Source organism: Humibacter antri, assembly GCF_054777235.1.
This window is the reverse complement of sequence record NZ_BAAHAW010000014.1, coordinates 1-22961: the sequence shown is the minus strand read 5'-3', so window position 1 is coordinate 22961 and position 22961 is coordinate 1. Positions and strand designations below refer to the sequence as shown.

17 protein-coding genes are annotated in these 22961 nt (G+C 67.9%); 8 read left to right on the top strand and 9 right to left on the bottom strand.

The window, feature by feature from the left end; genetic code table 11:
* Window positions 1-114: 114 nt before the first annotated feature.
* Window positions 115-810 carry a nicotinamide mononucleotide transporter gene (locus ACYVDK_RS05615; RefSeq protein WP_460519181.1) on the bottom strand — a complete coding sequence of 232 codons (696 nt, stop codon included), beginning with the start codon at window positions 808-810 and terminating at the stop codon, window positions 115-117.
* Window positions 811-1099: 289 nt separating this feature from the next.
* On the opposite strand from ACYVDK_RS05615, the gene ACYVDK_RS05610 reads away from it, so the two are divergent.
* The gene (locus ACYVDK_RS05610; RefSeq protein WP_460519179.1) at window positions 1100-1417 is read left to right on the top strand and encodes a hypothetical protein; all 318 of its coding nucleotides are present in this window, start codon (window positions 1100-1102) and stop codon (window positions 1415-1417) included.
* Between the two features lie 108 nt (window positions 1418-1525).
* Here ACYVDK_RS05610 and ACYVDK_RS05605 read toward each other — a convergent pair whose 3' ends face one another.
* The 4 genes from ACYVDK_RS05605 to ACYVDK_RS05590 form a co-directional block, all read right to left on the bottom strand.
* The gene (locus ACYVDK_RS05605) at window positions 1526-3460 is read right to left on the bottom strand and encodes a thioredoxin domain-containing protein (protein WP_460519176.1); all 1935 of its coding nucleotides are present in this window, start codon (window positions 3458-3460) and stop codon (window positions 1526-1528) included.
* 4 nt (window positions 3461-3464) lie between these two features.
* Entirely contained in the window at window positions 3465-4169 is a 705-nt protein-coding gene (locus tag ACYVDK_RS05600) for a BUD32 family EKC/KEOPS complex subunit (RefSeq protein ID WP_460519173.1), read from the bottom strand.
* A gap of 101 nt (window positions 4170-4270) precedes the next feature.
* Window positions 4271-5098 (bottom strand): aldo/keto reductase, encoded by an 828-nt coding sequence (locus tag ACYVDK_RS05595; protein WP_460519170.1) that lies wholly within the window; start codon window positions 5096-5098, stop codon window positions 4271-4273.
* A 22-nt stretch (window positions 5099-5120) separates the two neighbouring features.
* The gene (locus tag ACYVDK_RS05590; protein ID WP_460519167.1) at window positions 5121-5747 is read right to left on the bottom strand and encodes a helix-turn-helix domain-containing protein; all 627 of its coding nucleotides are present in this window, start codon (window positions 5745-5747) and stop codon (window positions 5121-5123) included.
* Between the two features lie 138 nt (window positions 5748-5885).
* On the opposite strand from ACYVDK_RS05590, the gene ACYVDK_RS05585 reads away from it, so the two are divergent.
* Entirely contained in the window at window positions 5886-7133 is a 1248-nt protein-coding gene (locus ACYVDK_RS05585; protein ID WP_460519164.1) for an MFS transporter, read from the top strand.
* A gap of 66 nt (window positions 7134-7199) precedes the next feature.
* Here ACYVDK_RS05585 and ACYVDK_RS05580 read toward each other — a convergent pair whose 3' ends face one another.
* From ACYVDK_RS05580 to ACYVDK_RS05565, 4 genes are all read right to left on the bottom strand, one after another.
* The gene (locus ACYVDK_RS05580) at window positions 7200-8783 is read right to left on the bottom strand and encodes a long-chain-fatty-acid--CoA ligase (protein WP_460519162.1); all 1584 of its coding nucleotides are present in this window, start codon (window positions 8781-8783) and stop codon (window positions 7200-7202) included.
* A 111-nt stretch (window positions 8784-8894) separates the two neighbouring features.
* Window positions 8895-9206, bottom strand: a complete 312-nt coding sequence (locus ACYVDK_RS05575; RefSeq protein WP_460519159.1) for an AzlD domain-containing protein — start codon at window positions 9204-9206, stop codon at window positions 8895-8897.
* A complete protein-coding gene (locus tag ACYVDK_RS05570) occupies window positions 9203-9949 on the bottom strand; it encodes an AzlC family ABC transporter permease (RefSeq protein WP_460519156.1) in 747 nt (248 codons plus the stop codon). The genes ACYVDK_RS05575 and ACYVDK_RS05570 overlap by 4 nt, the downstream gene beginning before the upstream one ends.
* Before the next feature lie 63 nt (window positions 9950-10012).
* Window positions 10013-10975, bottom strand: a complete 963-nt coding sequence (locus ACYVDK_RS05565) for an aldo-keto reductase family protein (protein WP_460519153.1) — start codon at window positions 10973-10975, stop codon at window positions 10013-10015.
* 89 nt (window positions 10976-11064) lie between these two features.
* On the opposite strand from ACYVDK_RS05565, the gene ACYVDK_RS05560 reads away from it, so the two are divergent.
* The 6 genes from ACYVDK_RS05560 to ACYVDK_RS05535 all read left to right on the top strand — a co-directional run bounded on the left by ACYVDK_RS05560 (window position 11065) and on the right by ACYVDK_RS05535 (window position 22824).
* A complete protein-coding gene (locus ACYVDK_RS05560; protein ID WP_460519150.1) occupies window positions 11065-11688 on the top strand; it encodes a TetR/AcrR family transcriptional regulator in 624 nt (207 codons plus the stop codon).
* A 245-nt stretch (window positions 11689-11933) separates the two neighbouring features.
* Window positions 11934-13445 (top strand): APC family permease, encoded by a 1512-nt coding sequence (locus ACYVDK_RS05555; RefSeq protein WP_460519147.1) that lies wholly within the window; start codon window positions 11934-11936, stop codon window positions 13443-13445.
* A gap of 247 nt (window positions 13446-13692) precedes the next feature.
* A complete protein-coding gene (gene hrpA, locus ACYVDK_RS05550) occupies window positions 13693-17940 on the top strand; it encodes an ATP-dependent RNA helicase (RefSeq protein ID WP_460519144.1) in 4248 nt (1415 codons plus the stop codon).
* Between the two features lie 39 nt (window positions 17941-17979).
* Window positions 17980-18735, top strand: a complete 756-nt coding sequence (locus ACYVDK_RS05545; protein ID WP_460519141.1) for a phosphotransferase — start codon at window positions 17980-17982, stop codon at window positions 18733-18735.
* Window positions 18736-18805: 70 nt separating this feature from the next.
* Window positions 18806-21550: a phosphoenolpyruvate carboxylase gene (locus tag ACYVDK_RS05540; RefSeq protein WP_460519139.1), complete on the top strand. Its 2745-nt coding sequence runs from the start codon at window positions 18806-18808 to the stop codon at window positions 21548-21550.
* 257 nt (window positions 21551-21807) lie between these two features.
* Entirely contained in the window at window positions 21808-22824 is a 1017-nt protein-coding gene (locus ACYVDK_RS05535) for a LacI family DNA-binding transcriptional regulator (RefSeq protein WP_460519135.1), read from the top strand.
* The last annotated feature ends 137 nt before the right edge of the window (window positions 22825-22961 follow it).

Sequence of the window (22961 nt, the reverse complement as noted above, 5' to 3'; positions counted from 1 at the left end):
GGGGCCACACTTCTGCTCCGATTGCGCCAGCCATTGTGCCGGCGCGACCTCGAGCGCGACCCCGATGAGCGAGAACCGGAGGAACGCGAACCTCGAGTGCGATCAAGTCGAGCGTCAGGCGATGACGTCTTCGTCGACCTCGTCCTTGACGTGCTCGTCAGCCGCATCGGCCGCCACGTGCCGTCGCCAGCACGCCCACCCGTAGACACAGACGACAGCCGCCGCCATCGACACCGCGACGGTCGCCCAGGATTCCGCCGCTGCGGCGAGCGCGACGCTCAGAACAGCGCTCACCAGGCCCGCCCACCAGCCGGCGATGAGCCCGCGCGCGAGCGCCGCGATCTGCACGAACAACGCGACGAACACGACCGCCGTGCCCCACGCAAGGGCACCCGACTGATCGACCGTCACGTCTGCCGATACCTGCTCGACGGATGCCTGCGCGCCGCTGAGCGCATAGGCCACCACGACAGTGGCGATGGCCGACAGCGCGACTCCGTATGCGGCCTCGCGGCCCGAGACGGATCGCGGGCGCCGCACCCGGCCGCTGCGTCGAGCGCGCCAGCCATACGCGCACAGGACGGCGAGCACCAGGCGGATGCCGGCATCCACGAACCTCACCTCGAGGAGTGCGAGCAGCGCGAACGCACCGCAGACGGCCGCCGCGACGGGCCACGCCCGGTCGGCGAAGCGGGCGACGGCGACTCCCCCCACGAGGAAGGCCACAGCGCCGAACAGGGCTTCCACCGTGACGGCCTGCGATCCCAGCGTCGCCAGGGGCGCTGTGAGCCAGTCGAGCACGGCGAACATGAATGCCTTTCTCGACGGGGGTTGGACGCTTCGGGCTGGTGCGTGGCTCCGGCCACGCTCCGATGACTCGTTTCATTGTGCCGTCGTCGAGCGACAGCAGCGTCCGCTCGCAGCCGTCCACCCGCAAGTCCTGGGGCAATCGTTATGCAGGCGAAACACTGCGGCATGCCGATTCGCCTGACGTCGGACGACCGTCGTACCCTTGTCGATCATCCAGACGTGTAGGGGCGAGCACCGCCGCGGATCGCAGGGAGGGGGTCAACGGATGACACCGCATCACGGTCATTCGATGAGCCTCGAACTGCTGCGCCAGGAGGCGCGCGACGAGCTCGCCGCCGTGATCGAGTTCCGTTGCCGGCTCGGCGACGACCCGTGGGACTTCCTGCCCGACCTGCCGACCGTCGACGAGCAGGTGGTGCTCACGCTGCGCGATGACACGATCGAGGCGCACGACCTCGGCGAGGCGCGTTCGCGGGCGTACCACCCGTCGGCGGACCCCCAGGAGCGCGAGCGCTTCGAGTATCAGCTTCTGCGCCGCGTCGCGCTCGACCACCCCGAGCTCACGCCCGCCGTGTGGGGCATGCTGGGCAAGCTGAACGCCGCGTAGCGGCCGAGCATCGCGGGTCGAGCGAGCATCGCGCGCCGAGCGAGCATCGCGCGTCGAGCGAGCATCGCGGGTTGAGCTCGTCGAAACCCATCAACTGATTCGACGAGTTCATCGAGCGGGAGCGAACGGCCGTGGCAGTTCGCACGTGAACGCCCGGCACAGGTACTCGGTCGGCTCGCCGTTCAGCGCGGTCCGGGCCTCGAACAGGCCGAAGCCCGTGTCGGCAAGAGCGGATGCCGCAGCCTCCGACACCGCAACACCGACGGCGCCCACGCCAAGGCTCCGTGTCCGCACCGCCGTCTGCCGCACGATCGCCTCACGAGGCTCACCGGAGCCCACCACGACGAGCTGCCGCAGCTCCGCAGCACACGCGGTGGCGGTGAGCAGCACACCCCCGAACGCGATCGGCGAGCGCGTCGCGGCAGCGGCGACCGAGGCGATGGCGGTCCTGGATGCCCTTTCGTAGCGTTCACTGTCGGTCAGCGCGAACAGCACGCGGCAGGCGTCGGCGAGCGACGACAGGCCACCGGGGTACGCCCCCTCGGACGGGTCGGCGTCGGAGACGAGCCCGTGCGCGGCCAGCACCGGGTCGCCTCCGCCCGGGATGGCGAAGGGCGAGCGTCCGGGACCAGCCTCGGCGGCATCCAGCGTCGCATCCACCAGGGTGCGGGCGGCGAACGCGAAACGGGGTTCACCCGTTGCCAGGAACACGTCGAGCAGGCCACGAGCCAAAAGACCGAAGTCCTCGAGCGCTGGGGCCGCCTCGGACGTTTCGCCGGCGAGCGAGGCGCGGACGAGCCTCCGTCCGTCTGCGTAGACGTGCGAGGCGAGCAGTCGGTCGGCTGCCGATGCCGCAGCCACCACCCAGTCATGGCGTCCCAGAAGTGCGCCTGCGTGGGCGAGCGCGCCGATCGCGAGTCCGTTCCAGCCGGTCAGCACCTTCTCGTCGAGCGCCGGTCGCGGCTGCTCGCGCCGAGCCGGGGCATCCAGCTGGTAGTAGGCGCCTTCCCGCCGCTCACCGTCGACCTCGCTCTCGGAGTCCTGCGCCGACGCGAAGCCTTCGCCGACCGTCATGGTGCCGAGCAGAAAGCCCGCGATGCCGTCGGCCACCGCAGCCAGGCGCGGATCGGCACCGGAGCCCGTCCCGCCGGCGAACGCTGCTTCCGCATACAGGCGGAGCAGACCGGCGTTGTCGTAGAGCATCCGCTCGTAGTGCGGGTCGCTCCAGTCCCTGCGCGTTCCGTAGCGGAAGAAGCCACCGTCGACCGCATCGCGCAACGCCGAACCGGCCATGCGCTCCAGCGTGTGCAGCGCGGCGCGGCGACCGGAATCCGCGCCACTGGCGAGCAGGAAGCCCAGCGCCGGCACACTCGGAAACTTCGGCCCGGCGAAGTCCGGGGCCGTGCCGAAGCCGCCGAACTCCGGATCCTCCGCCCCGGCGAGAGCTTCGGCCGCTCGGACCAGGCGGTCGTTGTCGAGCACAGGTGCATCCGCGCTGCTGACCTGCGCACCACTGACCTGCGCACCGCCGTGCGAGTCCCGTGCGAGCTCCTCCATCGCGGCCGCCACCCGTGCCGCGGTATCGACGACGGAGTCTCGGCGGTTCCTCCAGGCATCCGTCACGGCGTCCAGAACCTGTTCGAACGACGGCATGCCGCCCCGCGGCTCCGGCGGAAAGTAGGTGCCTGCGAAGAACGCTCGGCCGTTCGGCATGGCGAAGACGCTGAGCGGCCAGCCGAGGCCCTGCGTGAACGCGCTCGCCGCCGCGAGGTAGGCGGCGTCGACGTCAGGATGCTCCTCCCTGTCCACCTTCACCGGCACGAACCCGGCGTTGAGGCGGGCCGCGAGCCGCGGATCGCTGAAGCTCTCCCGCGCCATCACATGGCACCAGTGGCACGTGGCGTAGCCGATCGAGACGAACACCGGAACGTCGCGCCGCAGCGCCTCGGCGAACGCCTCCTCGCCCCACGGATGCCAGTCCACCGGATTTCCCGCGTGCGCACGCAGGTAGGGGCTCACCGCGTCGGCCAGGAGGTTCGGCATCTCACTACTCCCGCGGCTGCAGCTCGCGCGACTCGAAGTAGAACGCATCGAGGCAGTGCGGCGCCGCCTGCTCCAGCCAGCGAATCTCGGCTTGGGTGTTGTTCGGTGTGCCGAGACGATACTCGATGGCCTCTGCGAGCCCGTCTCGAGGGTCGGTACCGCACGTCTCGAGGAACGCATCGATGAAAAGTGCACGGAACGGCTCGACGTGCTCCGCCACGTGCGGCTCGACGTCGAGCTCGGAGCCGAGGGTCAGAATGACCGTGATCGCCGCGTCCACCGCCGCGGAGCCCGCCGCGACATCCGTCCAGTCGATCACGACCGGACCGCGTTCGCTCAGGAGCACGTTCTGCGGATGCAGGTCGCGGTGGACGATGACGGTTCCGTTGCTCCCGCCGAGCCACATCGGCGCGGGCAGCCTGTGCAACCGCTCGTGCAGCTCGCCGAGCAACCGCCCGTAACGCCGGTACTGCGCCGGCTCGTGAAGCAACTCCTGAAACAGCGTGCCGCCGTCCACGCGCTCCGCCACGAGGTCCCCGTCGTTCGCATCGAAGACATGCGGAACCGGGTACCCATGCTCCTCGAGATGCAGCATTGCACGCGCTTCGTGCCGCGCGTCGATCCGGCCGCGATACCGCCGAAGCACGCGACCGTCGCCCAGATCGAACACGTCCGCGGCCCGCCCGCGTGCCAGCAGCTGCAAGTCCATGACGGAAGCCTAGAGCGCCCTATCGCGACTGCGCTGCTCAAAGGCTCGATCGGCTCGGCCGCGCGAGCGAGCCCGCACGGCTCTCACCTCGATCGCCTCTTTCACATCCGGAGCGGATGGGTGCCTCGCCGGCCCGCCTCCCCCTTGTCGAGAGCGGCAATCGCCTGCATGTCGTCCCACGTGAGCTCGAACGCGAAGATGTCGAGATTCGCGACCATGCGCTCACGATGGTTCGACTTCGGAATGGCGATGTTGCCCACCTGCATGTGCCAGCGCAGCACCACCTGCGCGACCGATTTGCCGTGCGCATCCGCGATCCGCCGAAGCTCGGGCGCCTCGCTGATCGACCCGCCGCCGAGTGGAAACCATGCCTCAGTGGCGATGCCGTGCTCCGCGTGAAAGGCGCGCAACTGACGTTGCTGAAACTCCACGTGCAGCTCGATCTGGTTGACGGCCGGCGTCACGCCGGTCTCCGCGATGACGCGCTCCAGGTGCTCGATCTGAAAGTTCGAGACACCGACCGACGCGGCCCGTCCCGACTCCGCGATGGCCGTCAGCGACTTCCACACCTGCGGGTAGACGCCCTCCTCGGGCCGCGGCCAGTGAATGAGGTACAGGTCGATGTAGTCGAGGCCGAGCGCGTCGAGGCTGGCCTGGAAGGCATCCTCCGGCCGGTGCTGATCTGCGTTGGCCAGCTTCGTCGTGATCCACAGGTCGCCTCGTGGGACTCCGGATGCCCGCACCGCCTCGCCCACGCCCGCCTCGTTGTGATAGCCCGCGGCGGTGTCGATGTGCCGATAGCCGACATCGAGCGCGTCCCCTGCGATTTCGGACGTGCGCGCCGGATCCACTCGGAACACGCCGAATCCGAGCTGCGGAATGCGGGCACCGTTGTTCAACTCGACGGTGGGGACGTTCGTGTCGCTCATGCCTTCAACATTAATGAACGGATCACTGATGAACGGACCCCTGATGAACGGATCCCTGGCCGTCGGCGACGGACCCGGGAAGATCGTGCACCTCGACATCGGAGGGCCGCGGATTGCCCACGAACGCGGCCGTGAAGTGGAATACCCTGGCCGGATCGTCCGGGTGCTCCGCAGCCGCCTCGATGCCGTGCGCTCGCCACTTCTCGAACACTTCGGCCACCTCGTCGGCCATCTGCTGGGCCTCGGCCTTGGTGAGCACGGCAGCTCCCATGTACTGCATGCGCGCGGCCGCTGGATCACGCGGAAGGCTCTCGTCGATCACGGCACGAAGCCAGTCCAGCCGTTCCGCGATCAGCGCGTTCGTGGTCACGTCCGTGTCCGGAAAGTAGACGCCTTCCGGATGCGTCATCACCCACACGCGATCACGGCTGTCCCGCGCATGCTCCGGCTTCTCCTCGATCAGGCCGGCTTTCGCCAGGCTGCGCAGATGAAAGCTCACAGAGTTCGCCGGTTCCCCGGTGATCTGCGCGAGGTCTGCCGCCCTGAGGTGATCACGTGCGGCCAGTTCCCACAGGATGCGCTGACGTAGTGGGTGTGCCAGCGCGCGCAGCGTGGCAGGATCCGTCACCGCGTACGACTGCTCGACCACGAGCTTCAGCATATCAAATCAGCAAGAACCATTGCGCACTATGACTTGCGCAATAGTTCTTGCGTATCTAGGGTTGATCGCGTGCCGACTTCAGCAGCCCCCGAACCCTCGCCCGTGAGGAGCACCGACGCTCCCGAGGTGAGTCTGTGGCGAAACCGCCCGTATCTCTTGCTCATGACGGGAAAGACGAGTCAGCTGGTGGGCAACGGCATGGCACTCTTCGCGGTTCCTCTCATCGCGTTCGGCATCACGGGCTCCGTCTTGTGGTCGGGGCTCATCGCCGGGGTGAGTGAGGTCGGGATGCTCGTCGCAACCCTTCCGGCCGGCGTCATCGCCGACCGTGTCGACCGCAGACGGCTGCTGCTGGTGTGTTCGGCCGTCGGGGCCGCGGTGTGGCTCGCCCTCTGGTGCATGCATGTCTCCGGCATGCTGTCCGGCTGGGAATTCGCCACGGGACTGCTGATCGCGTCCGCCGTCGCCGCGTTCTATGCGCCGACGGAGGCGGCCGGCATCCGCTACGTCGTGCCTGCCGGGCAGCTCGGATCGGCGATGGCCGCCATGCAAGGGCGTTCCGCGGTCTCCGGACTGATCGCCAGTCCGCTCGGGGGTCTGCTGTACGGGCTCGGTCGAGCGTTGCCGATGCTCGCGGCAGCGGCCTCTTACATCGTCGCCGCCATCACCACCGCATTCGTGCACACCCCTCTGAACGACGCACATGGCGCGCGCGGCCTCGGCCCGATCGCCTCGCTCGTCGAAGGCCTGCGCTTCGTGTCCGCTGTGTCGGTGATCCGCACCAGCGTGATCGTCATCGCCCTGATCAACCTCGGTTTCGGTGGCGTCGAGGTGAGCATCAACCTCCACCTGGTGGCCACCCGCACCGCACCTTTGCTCATCGCCCTCGTGAACGTCGCAGCGAGTGTCGCGATGCTCGCAGGGGCCGCGGTGACTCCGTACCTCGTGAAGCGGTTCCCCGCCGGCCCGCTCTCGATCCTCGGTCTCGTCCCTTCGGTGATCGGCGCCGGCGCGTTGGCGTTCGCCGATCACTACGCGGAATTCGTCGCATTCTCCGCGTTGATGGCCGTGTTCGTGCCGGTCACGAACTCGGCACTGCTCGGTTACGTCTCTGCCATCACACCGCACGTCATGCAGGCTCGGGTGAACTCCGCCATCTCGATGCCGGCACTTCTCGTCGCACCCCTGGCACCCGTGGTCTCCGGAGCGTTGCTCAGCGCACTAGGCGTCGGCTGGACGATGAGCGTCTTCGCGACCGTGATGCTCGGCGCTTTCATCGGCTTCGCACTCAACCCTGCGATCAGAAAGGTCGGCCGCCCCGACACCTGGGAGAAAGACCTCGTGAACTGGCCGACGACGCCTCCGGTGGGTTGAACCCGTCGAGACCCGATGCCGCGGATTCGTTCCCCGAACTCGACCGACGGGATGGCTCACCCGCCTTCAGACGTCGTAGATGCTGATCAGCTCGCGTTTCAGCACCTTGCCGCTCGGCCCGAGAGGCAAGGACTCGACGATCTCCACGCGACGGGGAAACTTGTAGGCCGCGACATGCGCCCTGGCGTGCTCGATGAGTTCCTCCGGTGTCGCCGACGCGCCGGGCATGAGCGTGACCGCGGCCATGATCTCCTGCCCGTGCGTGGGGTGGGAGACGCCGAACACGGCGACCATCGAGACGGCCGGATGCGCAGAGAGCACCTCCTCGACCTCTCGCGGGTAGACGTTGTAGCCGTTGCGCACGATCATGTCCTTCTTGCGGTCCACGATCGTGATGTAGTCGTCGTCGCTCTTCGTGCCGAGGTCGCCCGTGCGGAACCAGCCGTCGATCACGGCCTCCGCGGTCGCCTCCGGCAGGTGCAGGTATCCCTTCATCAGGTCGTGGCCGCGAACGACGATCTCGCCGAGCTCTCCACGCGGGAGCAGTTCGATGCGGTCGTCGAGCTCGGGATCGGCGACCTCCACCTCGACACCCCACAAAGGCTCGCCGACAGTGCCCGCCCTTGTCGGCTTGCCCACGATGTTGAACGTGGCGACTGGCGATGTCTCGGTCAGGCCGTATCCCTCGTGGATGTTCACGCCGTACACCTCCTTGAATCGCTCGATCACCGCAAGCGGCAGGGCGGATCCGCCGGACAGTCCGTACTTCAGCGGCGGACGCCGCTGGTTGGCCTTCGCCGCCTCCAGCAGAGCGATGTACATGGTGGGCACGCCGGTCATGATCGTGCACTCGTGCTCGTTGAGAAGGTCGAGCGCGGTGGCCCCGTCGAACTTCGGCAGGAGCACCACTGTCGCCCCGGCGCGGAAGCCGACGTTCATCACGCACACCTGGCCGAAGGTGTGGAAGAGGGGCAGGCATCCGAGCACCACGTCATCGGCCGTGAGGTCGAACGCATCGGTCAGCAGGGAGCTGGTCTGCTCGACGATGGCGAAGTGGCATCCTTCCGCCCCCTTCGGCTTGCCGGTCGTGCCGCTCGTGTACAGGATGGTGGCGGTGTCGAACGGATCCATCGGCTCGTAGCTCGCGATCGGTTCTGCGATGGACGCCTCGTCCTCCAGCCGAGGGAACGGCAGCCCCGCCTTCGCCTCGTCGGGCACCAGCACGCTGAGCAGGTGGACGCCGGCCTGCGCCGCCGCCTTCGCTCCCTCGACGAGCAGCGGCGCAGCGCAGATCAGGGCGACGGCGCCCGAGTCACGCAGCACGTACTCGATCTCGTCGGCCTTGAGCAGTGCGTGCACGGGCACGACGACCCCGCCGAGGGCGAGGACCGCGAAATACACCCGGGGGAAGTCCGGCACGTTCGGGATGAGCACCGCCACCGGCGTTCCGCGCCCTACGCCGCGAGCCCTCAGCGCGCCCGCGTAACGGCGGGTCTCCCACCACAGCTGCGCGTAGCCGATCCTCTGATCGGCGAAGATCACCGCCGTGCGATCGGGGTACTTCCGGGCTGCCTCGGCGAGGATGGCGGCCACCGAGATGGTGGCGAACCCCGTCGGCCTGGCGGATGTTGAGACGGCGTTGTCTGACATGGCTGCTCCTTGTCGTCGTTGACACGGCAGTTGGACCCTCGGCGGGTCCTGATGAGTTGCAAGAAAACTACACACCCACTCTATGCGCGGGCTCCCGGCGGTGCCGTGCCCTCAGGGCAACCCCGCCAGACGCAGCAACGCCGCGGCCGCCGCGCCCACGATCACCACGACGAGGAACGGCGCACGCAAAAGCAGGGCGACGAGCGCCGCGACGAGAGATCCGATCCGCGAGTCGAAGGCGAGGTGCTGCCCACTGGCGAGCGTGTTGATCACGGTGAGGGATGCCAGCAGCCCGATGGTCAGGGTGCCGGCGACCCGGGTCATCCGCTTGTTCTTCAACACCTTGGCGGGCACGAGGTACCCGGCGAGCTTGGTCAGGAACGCCACGACCCCGGCGGCGAGGATGTAGAGCCAGGTGATCACGGCATCCGCCCCTCGTTGTGAGAACGGTGCGGCGGCTCGACGTCGGGTTCGAGTCCCTCATCGGCCGCTCCGACCCCGAGCAACCCCCAGACGGCGGCGACCACGGCTGCCACCAGCACCGGCACGCCGGGCGGTACGAATGGGATGACCACAACCGTTGCGACGGCACAGGCGACGGCGATCGCCACGGGCTCACGCGCCTTCAGCCGAGGCCACAGCAAGCCGAGGAACGCCGCGACTGCGGCCCCGTCGAGTCCCCATGCCCTAGGATCCCCGATCGCCCCGCCGAGCAGCGAGCCCAGCGCCGTGAAGACATTCCACAAGAGGAATATGCCGATTCCGGTGACCCAGAACCCGCGCTTCTGCTCCGAGGGATCGGTCTGCCCGCTGGCCACAGCCATGGACTCGTCGATGGTGACGTGCGCCGCGCCGAATCGCAGCCATCCCTTGGGCTGGATCAGCGCGTTCAACTGCATTCCGTAGACGGCATTCCTGATGCCGAGCAGCGCCGCCGAGCCCAGTGCTGCCCCTCCGGCTCCGCCACCGGCGAGCACCCCGATGAACGCGAACTGCGAGCCGCCCGAGAACAGCAACAGGCTGAGCACCTGCGTCTGCCAGAAGTCGAGGCCCGACGCGACGCTGAGCGCGCCGAACGAGACACCGTACAGACCGGTGGCGATCGCGACGGATGCCCCGGTGCGGGTCGCCGGGGACCTCCACAGCGCAGATCGCCACAGTTTCACGCGTGCCAGTCTGCCAGCGGGCACCACGCACCCGCGGACGATGCCGCCGGCGCCGCTACGACCTCACTCCCAGACGGGAAGTGCGTTCTCGGCGTAGCGCGCGCCGAATCCACCCGTGGGGAGGATTTCCGCGATGCGGGCGAGGTCGTCGCCGGTGAGGGCGAGGTTCACCGCGCCGACGTTCTCCTCGACTCGCCGGGGTGACCGGGTTCCGGGGATCGGGACGATGTGCTCGCCCTGAGCGAGCAGCCACGCGAGCGCGAGCTGAGCGACTGTTGCGCCCTTGGACTCGGCAAGCACGGCGAGCTGCCGCGTCGCTTCGACGTTCTTTTCGAAGTTGCCCGGCTGCCACCGAGCGTCTCTCCTGCGCATGTCTGTCTCGTCGTACTCCTCAGCAGGCTTCGCTGCGCCGGTGAGGAACCCGCGCCCGAGCGGAGAGTACGGCACGAACCCGATGCCCAGCTCGTCCAGCGTCGGGAACAGTGCCTCCGCGTCGCGCTCGAACAGCGAGTACTCGGTCTGCAATGCAGACACGGGCAGCACGGCGTGCGCCCGACGGATGATGCTCGGGCCTGCCTCGCTGAGCCCGAAATACCTCACCACACCCTCGTCCACGAACTCCTTCACCGTGCCGGCGACCTCTTCGATCGGCACCGCGGGGTCCACGCGGTGCTGGTACAGCACGTCGATGTGGTCGACCCCGAGGTAGCGGAGGCTGTTGGCCACGACCTCACGGATGTGCTCGGGCCGGCTGTCGTACCCGTGGTCACGGGTGTAGCCGACCTTCGTCGCGATGACCACGTCGTCGCGGAAGCCCTTCACCGCCCGTCCGACGATCTTCTCGTTCTCACCCCAGCCGTAGAGCTCGGCGGTGTCGAAGAACGTGACCCCGAGGTCGTGAGCCCTCTGGATCGTCGCGATGCCTTCCCGCTCGTCGCCAGGCCCATATGCGAGAGAGATCCCCATCGCTCCGAACCCCAACGCTGAGACCTCGAGGCCCTGCTGTCCCAATGTGCGCGTGTGCATGATGTTCCCTTCTATGGGAACAGTGTACGCCGCAACTGACAGCCTCTGCCATCTCATGCAGCGCATGTCGCCTGTCATAGAGTGGGGGCATGGCGGATACGGCTGGTGAATCGAAGGCATGGCTCCGCGAGGCCGCCCGTGCATCGGTTCACGATCAGATCGCCGACAAGGCCCTGCGCCTGTTCGACGAGAACGGATTCGAGGCCACAACGGTGGACGATCTGTCCACCGCGATCGGTATCTCGCCACGGAGCTTCTTCCGCTACTTTCCTGCGAAAGAAGATGTCGTCATCTCCGATCCGACCCCGCTCGGGGCGCTTGTCAGAGATGAAGCCGCGTCTCGTCCACCGGGCGAGGACGCCTGGAGCACGCTGCGAAGCGCCTTTCAGCCCTTGATCACGATGAACCCCGAAGACGTTGAACGCGGCCTGCGCACCATGCGCGTCATGATGAGCACGGAGTCACTACGGGCACGCAACCTCGAGAAGCACCTCGTATGGGCGCGAATGTTGGAACCCGTCATCGCGGCGAAGCTCGACGGCCCGAGCGCGACTAAGACATTCCGCGCACAGACGCTCATCCATTCAGCCCTTGCGTGTTTCGACGTGGCACTGGCCGAATGGACCACGACCAAGGCAGCGGTCGGCCTTTCCCAGCTCGTCGACCTCGCGTTCGAAACCGTCAGCGCGAAACGCGAGTCCCGGGATGCCTGAACCGTTCTGGATGCGCCCGTGGACCTGTCCCGGTGCAGTCACCGACCGACATGTGTCGCGGAATCCGACAGATCGACTCCGACCGTGCACGTGCGGCGATTCGTCCGACAACGCCGCGAATCCCGCACGTATCCTCTGAAGTGGAGCGACCGTCGCCTCTCGTGATCCGCTTTACGCGGTGGTAGCTTCAGGTCGGTCTCGCCGGGATGCGTCGAGATCGCCCATCTCCCGAAGGGTCGACAACGATGTCGGATGCCACACAGACACGGGCGGGTACCCCCGCTCCCGAAGATCACGAACACGCGCTGAAGGCGAACGGGGTGAACTCGGCCGGCGCCGTCGTGATGGCCGTCGCGGGCAGCGCACCGGCCTACTCGATCGCCGCGACGACCGCGCTGCTCATCGCGGCGGCCGGGCTCGCGGCACCCGCCGCGCTGCTGTGGTGCGGCATCCCGATGCTCGGCATCGCATGGGCATTCGCCTACCTCGGTCGAAGTGATGTGAACGCGGGCGCTTCATACTCCTGGGTGGGTCGTGCGCTTCATCCGATCCTCGGCTACCTCTCGGGCTGGTCCCTCGTGATCTCCGCGACGATCTTCATGGTTGCTGGCGCCCTGCCCGCAGGCCAGTACACAGTCTCGCTGTTCGACGAGAAGGCGGCGGGAAACGTGTGGCTCGTCACCGCGATCGGTGCCTGCTGGTTCCTCGTGATGGCGTTCTGCGTACTGATCGGAGTCACGGTCACCGCGCTGGCGCAGTGGATCATGTCGTCGATCGAGGTGGCCATTCTGGCCGTCTTCGCCGTGATCGCCATCGTCAAGGCGCTGTCCGGACAGCACACCAACGGCGCCGCGTTCTCATGGGACTGGTTCGGCTTCAGCCATTTCAATGGAATGGCCGGTTTCGTAGGCGCTGCATTGATCGCCGCGTTCTATTACTGGGGCTGGGATGTCAGCTCGAACCTCAACGAGGAGACCACGAACGGGCGTAAGTCCGCTGGGGCCGGCGGCATCATCGGCGTCGTCATCGTCTTCCTGCTGTTCGAAGCGTTCACCATCGCCGTGCAGGTGATGCTGCCGCAGAAGACCATCGAGCACAGCAACAACCTGATAGGGGATCTGGGACAGGCGATCATCCCGGGAGTCGGAGGCAAGATCCTCATCATCGCGGTCATGCTCTCCACGATCGCGACGTTGGAGACGACGCTCATCCAAGTGACACGGTCACTGTTCGCAATGGGCCGCGACCACACGCTGCCGTCACTGTTCGGAACCACCCACAAGAAGTGGAAGACTCCGGCCTTCGCCACGCTCATCGTCACCGGCGTCTCGCTCGTGCTGTTCATCGGTTCCAACGCCCTCGGCAGCGTCGGCGACATCATGAGCGCCGCGATCAGCTCGATCGGCTTCCAGATCGCGTTCTACTATGCGCTGGCTGGCATCGCCGTCGTCGTCGCGTACCGCAAAGAGATCTTCAAGTCGGTGAAGAACTTCATCTTCATCGGCCTCTGGCCGGCCGTCGGCGCCCTGTTCATGGTGTGGATCTTCTTCGTCTCGATACCAGGGCAGGCCCCGCTCGTGCTCATCATCGGCATCGGCACCATCGCACTCGGTCTGGTTCCGATGGCGATCTTCTGGAAGAAGGGCAAGAAGTACTTCAGCCGTCGGCCGCTGGAGACCGGCGACGAGATCACCCCCGCGACGGTCGGCGTTTCGGTGCTCGACCCACGCACCGATCCGGAGCACTTCCGGCGCTAGCGGCGTCGAGCGCGCCCGCATCACGGCCCGTGTCCGGGTGCTCCGGCACCCCGTCACTGGTGGGATGCCGGCGGCCGGCCACCAGGACATTCGCCGAATCGCTGGCCCGAATCGTCGTTTCCACACCTGGATGACGACGATTCGGGCCATGAACTTGCGGGCAGGTGCTCCGCACCGGCCGGTCCCACGGGCGAGGGAGGGCGGCACGCGAACGCGAAGGGGAATGCGCGAATAGAATGGCAGGCTCATGTCTTCCGTGCATCCTGTCGGCACCAGCCCTTCGACCGGCACCGGCGACGTTCCCTCGCGCTCGGCCGGTACGCCGGCCGTCCCGGTCATCCATTTCCCGCCCGAGCTGCCCGTCAGCGAACGACGGGAGGACATCGCGCGCGCGATCGAAGACCATCAGGTCGTGATCGTGGCCGGCGAGACCGGTTCGGGCAAGACGACTCAGCTGCCGAAGATCTGCCTCCAGCTCGGCCGTGAGTCCATCGGCCACACCCAGCCTCGGCGCATCGCGGCTCGTGCGATCGCCGAACGTGTCGCCGAGGAACTCGGTGAAGCGGTCGGGGGTCTCGTCGGCTTCAAGGTGCGGTTCACCGACGAGGTGTCGAAGGCGACGCGCATCAAAGTGATGACCGACGGCATCCTGCTGAATGAGATCCACCGCGACCACGACTTGAACGCGTACGACACGATCATCATCGACGAGGCCCACGAGCGCAGCCTGACGATCGACTTCCTGCTCGGATATCTGAAGCGGCTCCTCCCCCGCCGTCCCGACCTCAAAGTGATCGTCACGAGCGCCACCATCGATCCGGAGAGTTTCGCCCGTCACTTCGCGGATGCGGAGGGCAACCCGGCCCCCGTGATCGAGGTCTCCGGGCGCACGTACCCCGTCGAGGTGCGGTACCGCCCGCTTGTGGCCGACGACGAGGGCGACGACGACGTGGATGCCGCCCTTCGACAGGCTCAGGGAGCGGGATCATTCGCTCAGAGAGCGGGATCAGACGCTCACAGAGCGGGATCAGACGCTCACAGAGCGGGATCAGACGCTCACAGAGCGGGATCAGACGCTCACAGAGCGGGATCAGACGCTCACAGAGCGGGATCAGACGCTCACAGAGCGGGATCGGACGCTCACAGAGCGGGATCAGACGCTCAGGGAGCGGGATCGGACAGGGACTATCTGACCGGCATCACCGACGCGCTCGACGAACTGGGCAGGGAGAAGGCGGGCGACGTGCTCGTGTTCCTCACCGGCGAGACGGAGATCCGGGATGCCGAAGACGCGATCCGCGGGCACCTCACACGACGCGGCGAGGCGGCTTCGACTCAGGTGCTGCCGCTCTACGGGCGCCTGTCGTCCGCCGACCAGCACCGCGTCTTCGGGCCGGTTCCGGCACGCATCCGTCGCCGCATCGTGCTGTCCACGAACGTGGCGGAGACGAGCCTGACCGTCCCGGGTATCCGGTACGTGATCGACGCCGGAACGGCACGCATCTCGCGGTACTCCACCAGGGCGAAGGTGCAGCGGCTGCCGATCGAGGCGATCTCGCAAGCATCCGCGAAACAGCGGTCGGGACGCTCGGGGCGCACGAGCGACGGCATCGCCATCCGGCTGTACTCGCAGGAGGACTTCGAACGAAGGCCGGAGTTCACGGAACCGGAGATTCTGCGCACGAACCTCGCCGCGGTCATCCTGCAGATGATCTCGCTCGGGCTCGGCGACATCGCGGCGTTCCCCTTCCTGACCCCGCCGGACTCCCGCGGCATCAAGGACGGCCTCGACCTGCTGGGTGAGCTGGGTGCGTTATGGACTGGGCCTCGCGTGCATAGCTCGCTCGGCGCCGGCGTCGCGGCGAAGGCCCACCGGGCCTTCGCTCCAAGCTCCAGCGCGCTCACCAAGACCGGGCGGGCGCTTGCGCGTCTGCCCATCGATCCCCGGTTCGGACGGATGCTCGTGGAGGCCGGCCGCCACGACGTGGTGCGCGAGGTGATGGCGATCGTCGCGGGCCTGACCATCCAGGATCCGCGGGAGCGGCCGCTCGAGAAGCGAGCACAGGCGGATCAGCAGCACGCCAGGTTCACCGATCCGTCGAGCGACTTCCTCACGCTGCTGAACCTCTGGAACCACCTGGAGAAGAAGCAGAAGGAACTGTCGTCGAGCGCGTTCCGGCGCATGTGCAAGACGGAGTTCCTCAACTATCTGCGCATCCGTGAGTGGCAGGACCTCTACCGGCAGCTTCGCCGTACAGCGAAGCCGCTGCATCTGATGCCGGGCGACCCGAAGGTCGACAGCGACGGCATCCACAAGTCACTGCTGGCCGGCCTGCTCTCGCACATCGGCCTGCGCGACGCGCAGAAGCGCGACTACCTCGGCGCGAGGAATACGCGCTTTCTGATCTTTCCCGGATCCGTTCTGGCCGCCAAGAAGGAAGCCAGGGCGCAGCCGCAGGCGGTGATGAGCGCGGAGCTGGTCGAGACCAGCCGGCTCTTCGCGCGCATGAACGCGGCGATCGACCCGGCGTGGGCCGAACCACTGGCCGGCGATCTGGTGCGCCGCAGCTTCAGCGAACCGCACTGGGAGAAGCGGCAGGGAGCGGCTGTCGTGTTCGAGAAGGTCACCTTGTTCGGCCTGCCGATCGTGGAGCGCCGGAGAGCCCAGCTGAGCCGCATCGACGCGCCGCTGGCCCGCGAGCTGTTCATCAGGCACGCACTGGTGGGTGGTGAGTGGCCGGCCGACATCCGCGATCACGCGTTCGACTTCCAGCGCGCGAACGCGAAGCTGCGGGTGGAACTCGAACGGGTGGAGGAGCGCACCCGGCGCCGGGACATCCTGCTCGACGACGAGGCGATGGTGTCGTTCTTCGAGCATCGAATCCCGGCCGAAGTCACCGACGCGCGCTCGTTCGAGGCGTGGTGGCGACAGGAGCGGCGCACCAACGGCCGGATGCTCACGATGCGCCGCGAAGACCTGGTCGACGACGTCGAGGAGGCGACTGTCGATGAAGATGCCTTCCCGCCGGTGTGGCGCCAGGGCGATCAGCGCCTGGCGGTGAGCTATCGCTTCGAACCAGGGTCGGATGACGACGGCGTGACGGTGCAGGTTCCGCTCGCTCTGCTGCCACGGCTCAACCCGACCGGATTCGATGCACAGGTTCCCGGACTGCGCACGGAACTCATCACCGCACTGATCCGCACGCTTCCGAAAGCGTTGCGTCGTTCGGTCGTACCCGCGGCGGACTGGGCTTCGCGCATCGCAGCGGAGCTGCCGCCTGGCGTCGGGTCTGGTGCGATCCCGAGCAGTGCCGGCGCGGACGGCACAGGCCAGACCGGTGCACACCCGAACGACGCGGGCCCGAGCACGGCGGAGCCGTTCACCGCGATCCTCTCCCGCACCATCCGGCGGCTCACCGGAACCCCTGTCGACCCCGCCGACTTCGACGTCGAACGCCTGCCGTCGCATCTGCGCGTCACGTTCCGCGTGATCGACGAGCGCTCGCGGGCGGTCGCGGCGGGCAAGGATCTCGTGGCGCTGCAGCACAGCCTCGCGCCCAAGGTGCGGGAATCCGTGGCGAAAGCATCCGAGCGGCGGCGCGACCCGATCGAGCGCGGCGGCCTGACCACCTGGGACTTCGACGAACTGCCACGCTTCATCGACACCGAACAGGGCGGGCGCGGAACCGGCATGCCCCGCAGCGTCATCCGCGGCTACCCGACGCTGGTGGCTGACAAGGACGGCGTCGCCATCCGCGTCGTCGGGACCGTGCCCGAGCAGGAGCGCTCACTCCCCGACGGGGTTCGCAAGCTGCTGATGAACGGCATCCCATCGCCGGCGGGCTACGTGCAGGAGCACCTGACCGGTGCGGAGAAGCTGGCGCTGGCCGCGAGTCCCTACCCGTCGACGAAGGCGCTGTTCGACGATTGCCTCGCAGCCGTGGTCGACTCCACGTTGCACGAGTCCATGCCTGGTGGTCTGGTGTTCACGCGCGCCGAGTTCGAGCGCGTGCGCGACCTCGTGTCGGCGACCGTCATGGATGCGCTGTTCGAGACGGTCTCGCTCGTCGCGAGCATCCTCACCGGCTCTCGTGCCGCCGAGAAGGCGCTCTCGGCGACATCGTCCATGGCACTGCTCGGAGCGCTGACGGATGCCCGCACCCAGCTCGGCGGACTCGTCTACCCCGGCTTCGCGTCCCGCACGAAACTTGCCCACCTGCGGCATCTGCCGCGATATCTGCAGGCACTGACGTGGCGCCTTCAGCGGCTGCCCGACAACCCGGGGCGCGACCGCGCCTGGATGAACGAGGTGCAGACGGCGACGGCCCGGTTCGCGGATGCCGGCGGCAGCATTCCACTCCCCCCGCACCCGAAACCGTCGCTCGAGCACGCCCGCTGGATGCTCGAGGAGCTGCGCGTGAGCCTCTTCGCGCAGCACCTCGGCACGGCGGAGACCGTATCGCTGCAACGCATCCAGAAGGTGCTCGCGGGGTAGCGCATGCACGGTGCCCGGCAGCTCCGCCAGACTGTGAACGTGTCCGCCCCGGAAGTCCCGCTCACGGGAGGCAACGCCTCCGCATTCGTCGCGCGTGTCGGCGACACGGTACGCAAGCCGTGGATTCCGTCGGCTCCGAGCATCCAGCGACTTCTCGAGCACCTCCGCACCAAGGTCGGCGACCTCGTTCCGGAGCCGCGCGGCAGAGACGACCAAGGCCGGCAGATTCTGGAGTACGTGCCGGGCGTCGAAGTCATGAGCATGCTGCCGATCGACGAAACGGACGCAGAAGAGGTCGGTGCAAGCATCCGTGCGCTTCATGAAGCCGCAGCATCGTTCCAGCGCAACGACGCGGATGTCTGGACCACCGCGATGCGGCGCCCCGGCGACCAGCTCATCGGCCACAACGACCTCGCCCCGTGGAATCTGATCCGCGGTGGCGGCCGCATGGCGTTCATCGATTGGGACGGCGCCGGGCCGACCACCTGCATCGCCGATCTCGCCTACGCTGCTCGGGCGTTCGCGCAGCTCGATCACGAGCACGGACTGCACGAGTCGATCCCGCGGCTCCGGGCCGTGCTCGACGGCTACGACGCATCAGCCGAGCAACGCAAGGCTCTGGTTCCGGCGATGATCGAGCGAGCCGAGGCCATGCGGGACCTCCTGGTCGGGAGCATCGCCACCGGCACGCAGCCCTGGGCGGGCATGGCGGTCGACCGTCACGCCGACTTCTGGTCGGGCGCGTCGGATCACCTTCACCGCCACGCCGCCGAGATCGAGATCGCACTCCGCTGATGCAGCGAGCGCGCGGCCCGACTGTGCCCGGTTTCCGGCCATCCCCTTCGCCGCCGTACCCTTGATGTCGATGACGAACGGTGCCCCCTCGAATCATTCCCCCCGCCACGCCTCCGCCGAACCCGGTTTCGACCCGAGCGACGACTTAGCAGCCGCACGCCAGGTGCGCAGCGGCGACGTGCCCGAGGCGCTGCGCGCCGACGTGCGCTTCCTCGGTGAGCTGCTCGGACGTGTTCTCGCCGAGTCCGGCGGACAAGGCCTGCTCGAAGATGTCGAAAAGTTACGCGCCCTGACGATCGATGCGTACGAGCGCAAGGGTGAGGCATCCATCGAGGATGCCGAGGCGCTGGTGGAGAGCTTCAGCCTCGACCGCGCCGAGCAGGTGGCCCGTGCGTTCACGTGCTACTTCCACCTCGTCAACCTCGCCGAGGAGCGGCACCGCGTTCGCGTTCTGCTCGCCCGCGACCCGTGGAGCACCGACGGCCATCGCCCGGCCGAATCGTTCGCCGGCGCGTTCGCCGCGCTCAGCGACGAGGTCGGCGATGCCGAGGCGCGTGAGCGGGTGAAGAACCTGGAGTTCCGGCCGGTGCTCACGGCGCATCCGACCGAGGCTCGTCGTCGCGCCATCGCCTACGCCATTCGTCGCATCAGCGAGCTCGTCGCAGAACACGACGATCCACGCATCGGCACGCTCGCCCGCATGGAGAACGAACGGCAGCTGCTGGCCGAGATCGACACCCTGTGGCGCACTGCGCCGCTTCGCTCCAACCGCCCGACGCCGCTCGACGAGGTGCGAACGGCGATGAACATCTTCGACCAGACGCTCTTCCAGGTGCTGCCGCGCGTCTACCGGCTGATCGACGAGCGGCTGGCCGGACCGGATGCCTCGCCGCGCGTTCCCGAGTCCCGCGCGTTCGTGCGCTTCGGCAGCTGGATCGGTGCAGACCGAGACGGCAACCCGTTCGTCACGTCGAAGATCACCCGCAAGGCCGCAGCGATCGCCTCCGAGCACGTGCTGCTCGGCCTGGAGCGCGCCACCGACCGCATCGGACGCACGCTCACTCTCGACGCCGGCGACACCCCGCCCAGCCAGGAACTGCAAGACCTCTGGCGCCGGCAGCGCGCGCTCACCGAGGAACTGGCAGCGGATGTCGCCACCCGCTCCCCCAATGAGCCGCACCGCCGCGTCCTGCTCGTGGTGGCCGAGCGCATCGCCGCCACCCGCAGGCGGAACGCCGACCTGGCCTACGACGGCCCGGATGCCCTGCTCGACGATCTGCGCATCGTGCAGCGGTCGCTGGCCGGGGCCGGTGACCTGCGCAACGCGTATGGCGAGGTGCAGCACCTCATCTGGCAGGTGGAGACGTTCGGCTTCCACTTGGCGGAGCTCGAGGTGCGGCAGCACTCCAAGGTGCACCGGCAGACGCTCGCGGCCATCGCTGCGGGAGCGCACGGCGACGAGGATCTCGACGAGACGAGCGCCGAGGTGCTCGAGGTGTTCCGCGTGATCGCACATCTGCAGAGTCGCTATGGCGTGGATGCCGCTCGCCGCTACATCATCTCGTTCACGCAGTGCGCCGACGACATCGCGAACGTGTACCGGTTGGCCGAGCACGCGCTCGGGTCGGCCGAGGCCGCGCCGGTGCTCGACGTCATCCCGCTGTTCGAGACGTTCGACGACCTCAAGGCATCGACGGACATCCTCGATCTCATGATCGAGATCCCGGAGGTGAAGTCGCGGCTGGAGCAGACCGGGCGGCGCCTGGAGGTCATGCTCGGATACTCGGACTCGTCGAAAGACGTCGGCCCCGTCTCCGCGACGCTCGCACTGTACGACGCCCAGGCACGGATAGCGGACTGGGCGCAGCGCAACGACATCGTGCTGACCCAGTTCCATGGCCGCGGCGGCTCACTCGGGCGCGGCGGCGGGCCCGCCAACGAGGCGGTGCTGGCACAGCCGCCGGGATCCGTCGACGGACGCTTCAAGCTCACCGAGCAGGGCGAAGTCATCTTCGCCCAGTACGGCGATCCGGTCATCGCCGTCCGGCACCTGGAGCAGATCGCGGCGGCGACGCTGATGGCATCCGCACCCTCCATCGGGCAGCGGAACGCCCGCGCCGCCGAGCAGTTCGCCGATCTGGCCGCGCAGCTCGATCGGGTGAGCCGCGAGCGCTTCTTCCAGCTCGTGCGCTCCGACGGGTTCGCACCGTGGTTCGGGCTCGTCACCCCGCAGGAGGAGATCGGACTTCTCGCGCTCGGCAGCCGGCCCGCCCGCCGAGGGCTCTCTCTGGAGTCGCTCGAAGACCTCCGCGCCATCCCGTGGGTGTTCGCGTGGACGCAGGCGCGCATCAACCTCACCGGATGGTTCGGCCTCGGCTCCGCACTCGCCGCCGTCGGCGACGAGACGCTGCTGAGGGATGCCTACGACCGCTGGCCCCTGTTCCGCACCATGATCGAGAACGTCGAGATGTCGCTCGCGAAGACCGACGAGCGTCTCGCCAGGCGCTACCTCGCACTGGGCGACCGGCAGGACCTCGCCGACCTGGTTCTGGACGAGATGGCACTGACGCGAGAGTGGGCGCTGAAGACGAGCGGCGCATCCGAGCTGCTGGCCGACCGCCCCGTGCTGCGCCGCGCCGTTCGACTGCGCAGCCCGTACGTCGACGCGCTCTCGCTGCTGCAGCTGCGGGCGCTCCGAGCACTGCGCAGTGACGCGGATGCCTCCACCATCGACGACACTCAGCAGGACGAGTTGCGCCGCCTGCTGCTCCTCGCCGTGAACGGCGTCGCCGCCGGCCTGCAGAACACGGGCTGACCCTGTCGCGCCTCGCGCGGGCGCTGCCTTCCGTTCCGCCCTTCCGGACTCCGGCCAGCCCGCCCCTCCACACGCCAGGCGGGCCCGCCCCTCCACACTCCAGGCGACAGGCAGGTAAGCGCCTTCCACGTGGAAACAGGCAGAATCTGCCTGTTTCCACGTGATCTGCCTGTTGTCGCGAGCTCGGTGGGGCTTCGGCACGCAAGAAGACCGGCCGCGCCCGGCGGTAGGCTCACCGTGGCGACGAAAGGGGACGCATGCGCGCAACGGTGAAGGACGTCGCCGCGCTCGCCGGCGTTTCGGCCAAGACCGTCTCGAACGTCATCAACGGCATCGTGTTCGTGCGCCCGCAGACCAGGGAACGCGTCGAGAAGGCGCTGGCCGAACTCGACTACGTGCCGAACCTCAGTGCCCGCGGGCTGCGCAACGGCCGCACAGGGGTCATCGCTCTCGCGCTGCCCGATCTCGCCACCCCCTATTCGGCCGAGATGGCGCACCACTTCGTCGAGGCCGCGCACGAGCGCGGCTGGGGCATCCAGATCGAGGAGACGGGAGCCCGCCCGGAGCGTGAGGAGCAGCTACTCTCGCGCGCCAGAGCGCAGATGGTCGACGGGCTGGTGCTCAATCCGATCGTCTCCGACGAGTTCACGTTGCCAGACGATTCGGAGCATCTTCCGCCCGCCGTGCTCATCGGGGAGGTGGAGCAGAACCGGCTCGACCAGGTGCGCGTCGACCCCGATCAGGCCGCTTACGACATGACCACCATGCTCATCGGCCTCGGGCATCACCGTATCGCCGTGCTCGGCGCGCCCGTGAGCACGAACACGTTCACGGCCCGACTGCGCACCACGGGCTACCGGCGCGCGCTGGCCGATGCCGGCATCCGCCACGACCCCGCCCTCGAGATCGGCTGCGACGACTGGGAGCCGCGCGGCGGGGCATCGGCAATGGACGCGTTCCTCGGTCGCTCCCCGCTGCCGGACGCGCTGTTCTGCTTCACCGATTCCCTCGCGATCGGGGCGCTGAGCGCGCTCTGGCGACGAGGCATCCAGGTGCCGCAGGGCATCTCCGTCGCCGGCTTCGACGACATCGCGCACGGCGAGTACGCGTCTCCGCCGTTGACCACCGTGTCGTTCGACAAGCGCGCATTCACCGACGCGGCGCTCGACCGGCTAGAGGCCCGCATCGTCGATCACGCGCAGCACGCGACGATCAGCACGGTGCCGCACCGCATCATCGTGCGGGAGAGCACCCGAGCAGTGACCGCCGGTTGAGCGCGTGCCGCAGGTTGAGCGCGTGCCGCAGGTTGAGCTTGTCGAAACCGCAACATGCCCGACAACGCGGGGGTCTGCTGCACGGATAGGTGACATCTGAGCTGTCTGGTCGTGAGACTGGGCTGGAAGGATGTCAG

What these genes read in the sequence shown, in the direction of transcription:
- ACYVDK_RS05615 (WP_460519181.1), bottom strand. Translation starts at nt 810, where the DNA reads ATGTTCGCCGTGCTCGACTGGCTCACAGCGCCCCTGGCGACGCTGGGA.
- ACYVDK_RS05610 (WP_460519179.1), top strand. Translation starts at nt 1,100, where the DNA reads ATGAGCCTCGAACTGCTGCGCCAGGAGGCGCGCGACGAGCTCGCCGCC.
- ACYVDK_RS05605 (WP_460519176.1), bottom strand. Translation starts at nt 3,460, where the DNA reads ATGCCGAACCTCCTGGCCGACGCGGTGAGCCCCTACCTGCGTGCGCAC.
- ACYVDK_RS05600 (WP_460519173.1), bottom strand. Translation starts at nt 4,169, where the DNA reads ATGGACTTGCAGCTGCTGGCACGCGGGCGGGCCGCGGACGTGTTCGAT.
- ACYVDK_RS05595 (WP_460519170.1), bottom strand. Translation starts at nt 5,098, where the DNA reads ATGAGCGACACGAACGTCCCCACCGTCGAGTTGAACAACGGTGCCCGC.
- ACYVDK_RS05580 (WP_460519162.1), bottom strand. Translation starts at nt 8,783, where the DNA reads ATGTCAGACAACGCCGTCTCAACATCCGCCAGGCCGACGGGGTTCGCC.
- ACYVDK_RS05565 (WP_460519153.1), bottom strand. Translation starts at nt 10,975, where the DNA reads ATGCACACGCGCACATTGGGACAGCAGGGCCTCGAGGTCTCAGCGTTG.
- ACYVDK_RS05560 (WP_460519150.1), top strand. Translation starts at nt 11,065, where the DNA reads ATGGCGGATACGGCTGGTGAATCGAAGGCATGGCTCCGCGAGGCCGCC.
- ACYVDK_RS05555 (WP_460519147.1), top strand. Translation starts at nt 11,934, where the DNA reads ATGTCGGATGCCACACAGACACGGGCGGGTACCCCCGCTCCCGAAGAT.
- hrpA (WP_460519144.1), top strand. Translation starts at nt 13,693, where the DNA reads ATGTCTTCCGTGCATCCTGTCGGCACCAGCCCTTCGACCGGCACCGGC.
- ACYVDK_RS05540 (WP_460519139.1), top strand. Translation starts at nt 18,806, where the DNA reads ATGACGAACGGTGCCCCCTCGAATCATTCCCCCCGCCACGCCTCCGCC.
- ACYVDK_RS05535 (WP_460519135.1), top strand. Translation starts at nt 21,808, where the DNA reads ATGCGCGCAACGGTGAAGGACGTCGCCGCGCTCGCCGGCGTTTCGGCC.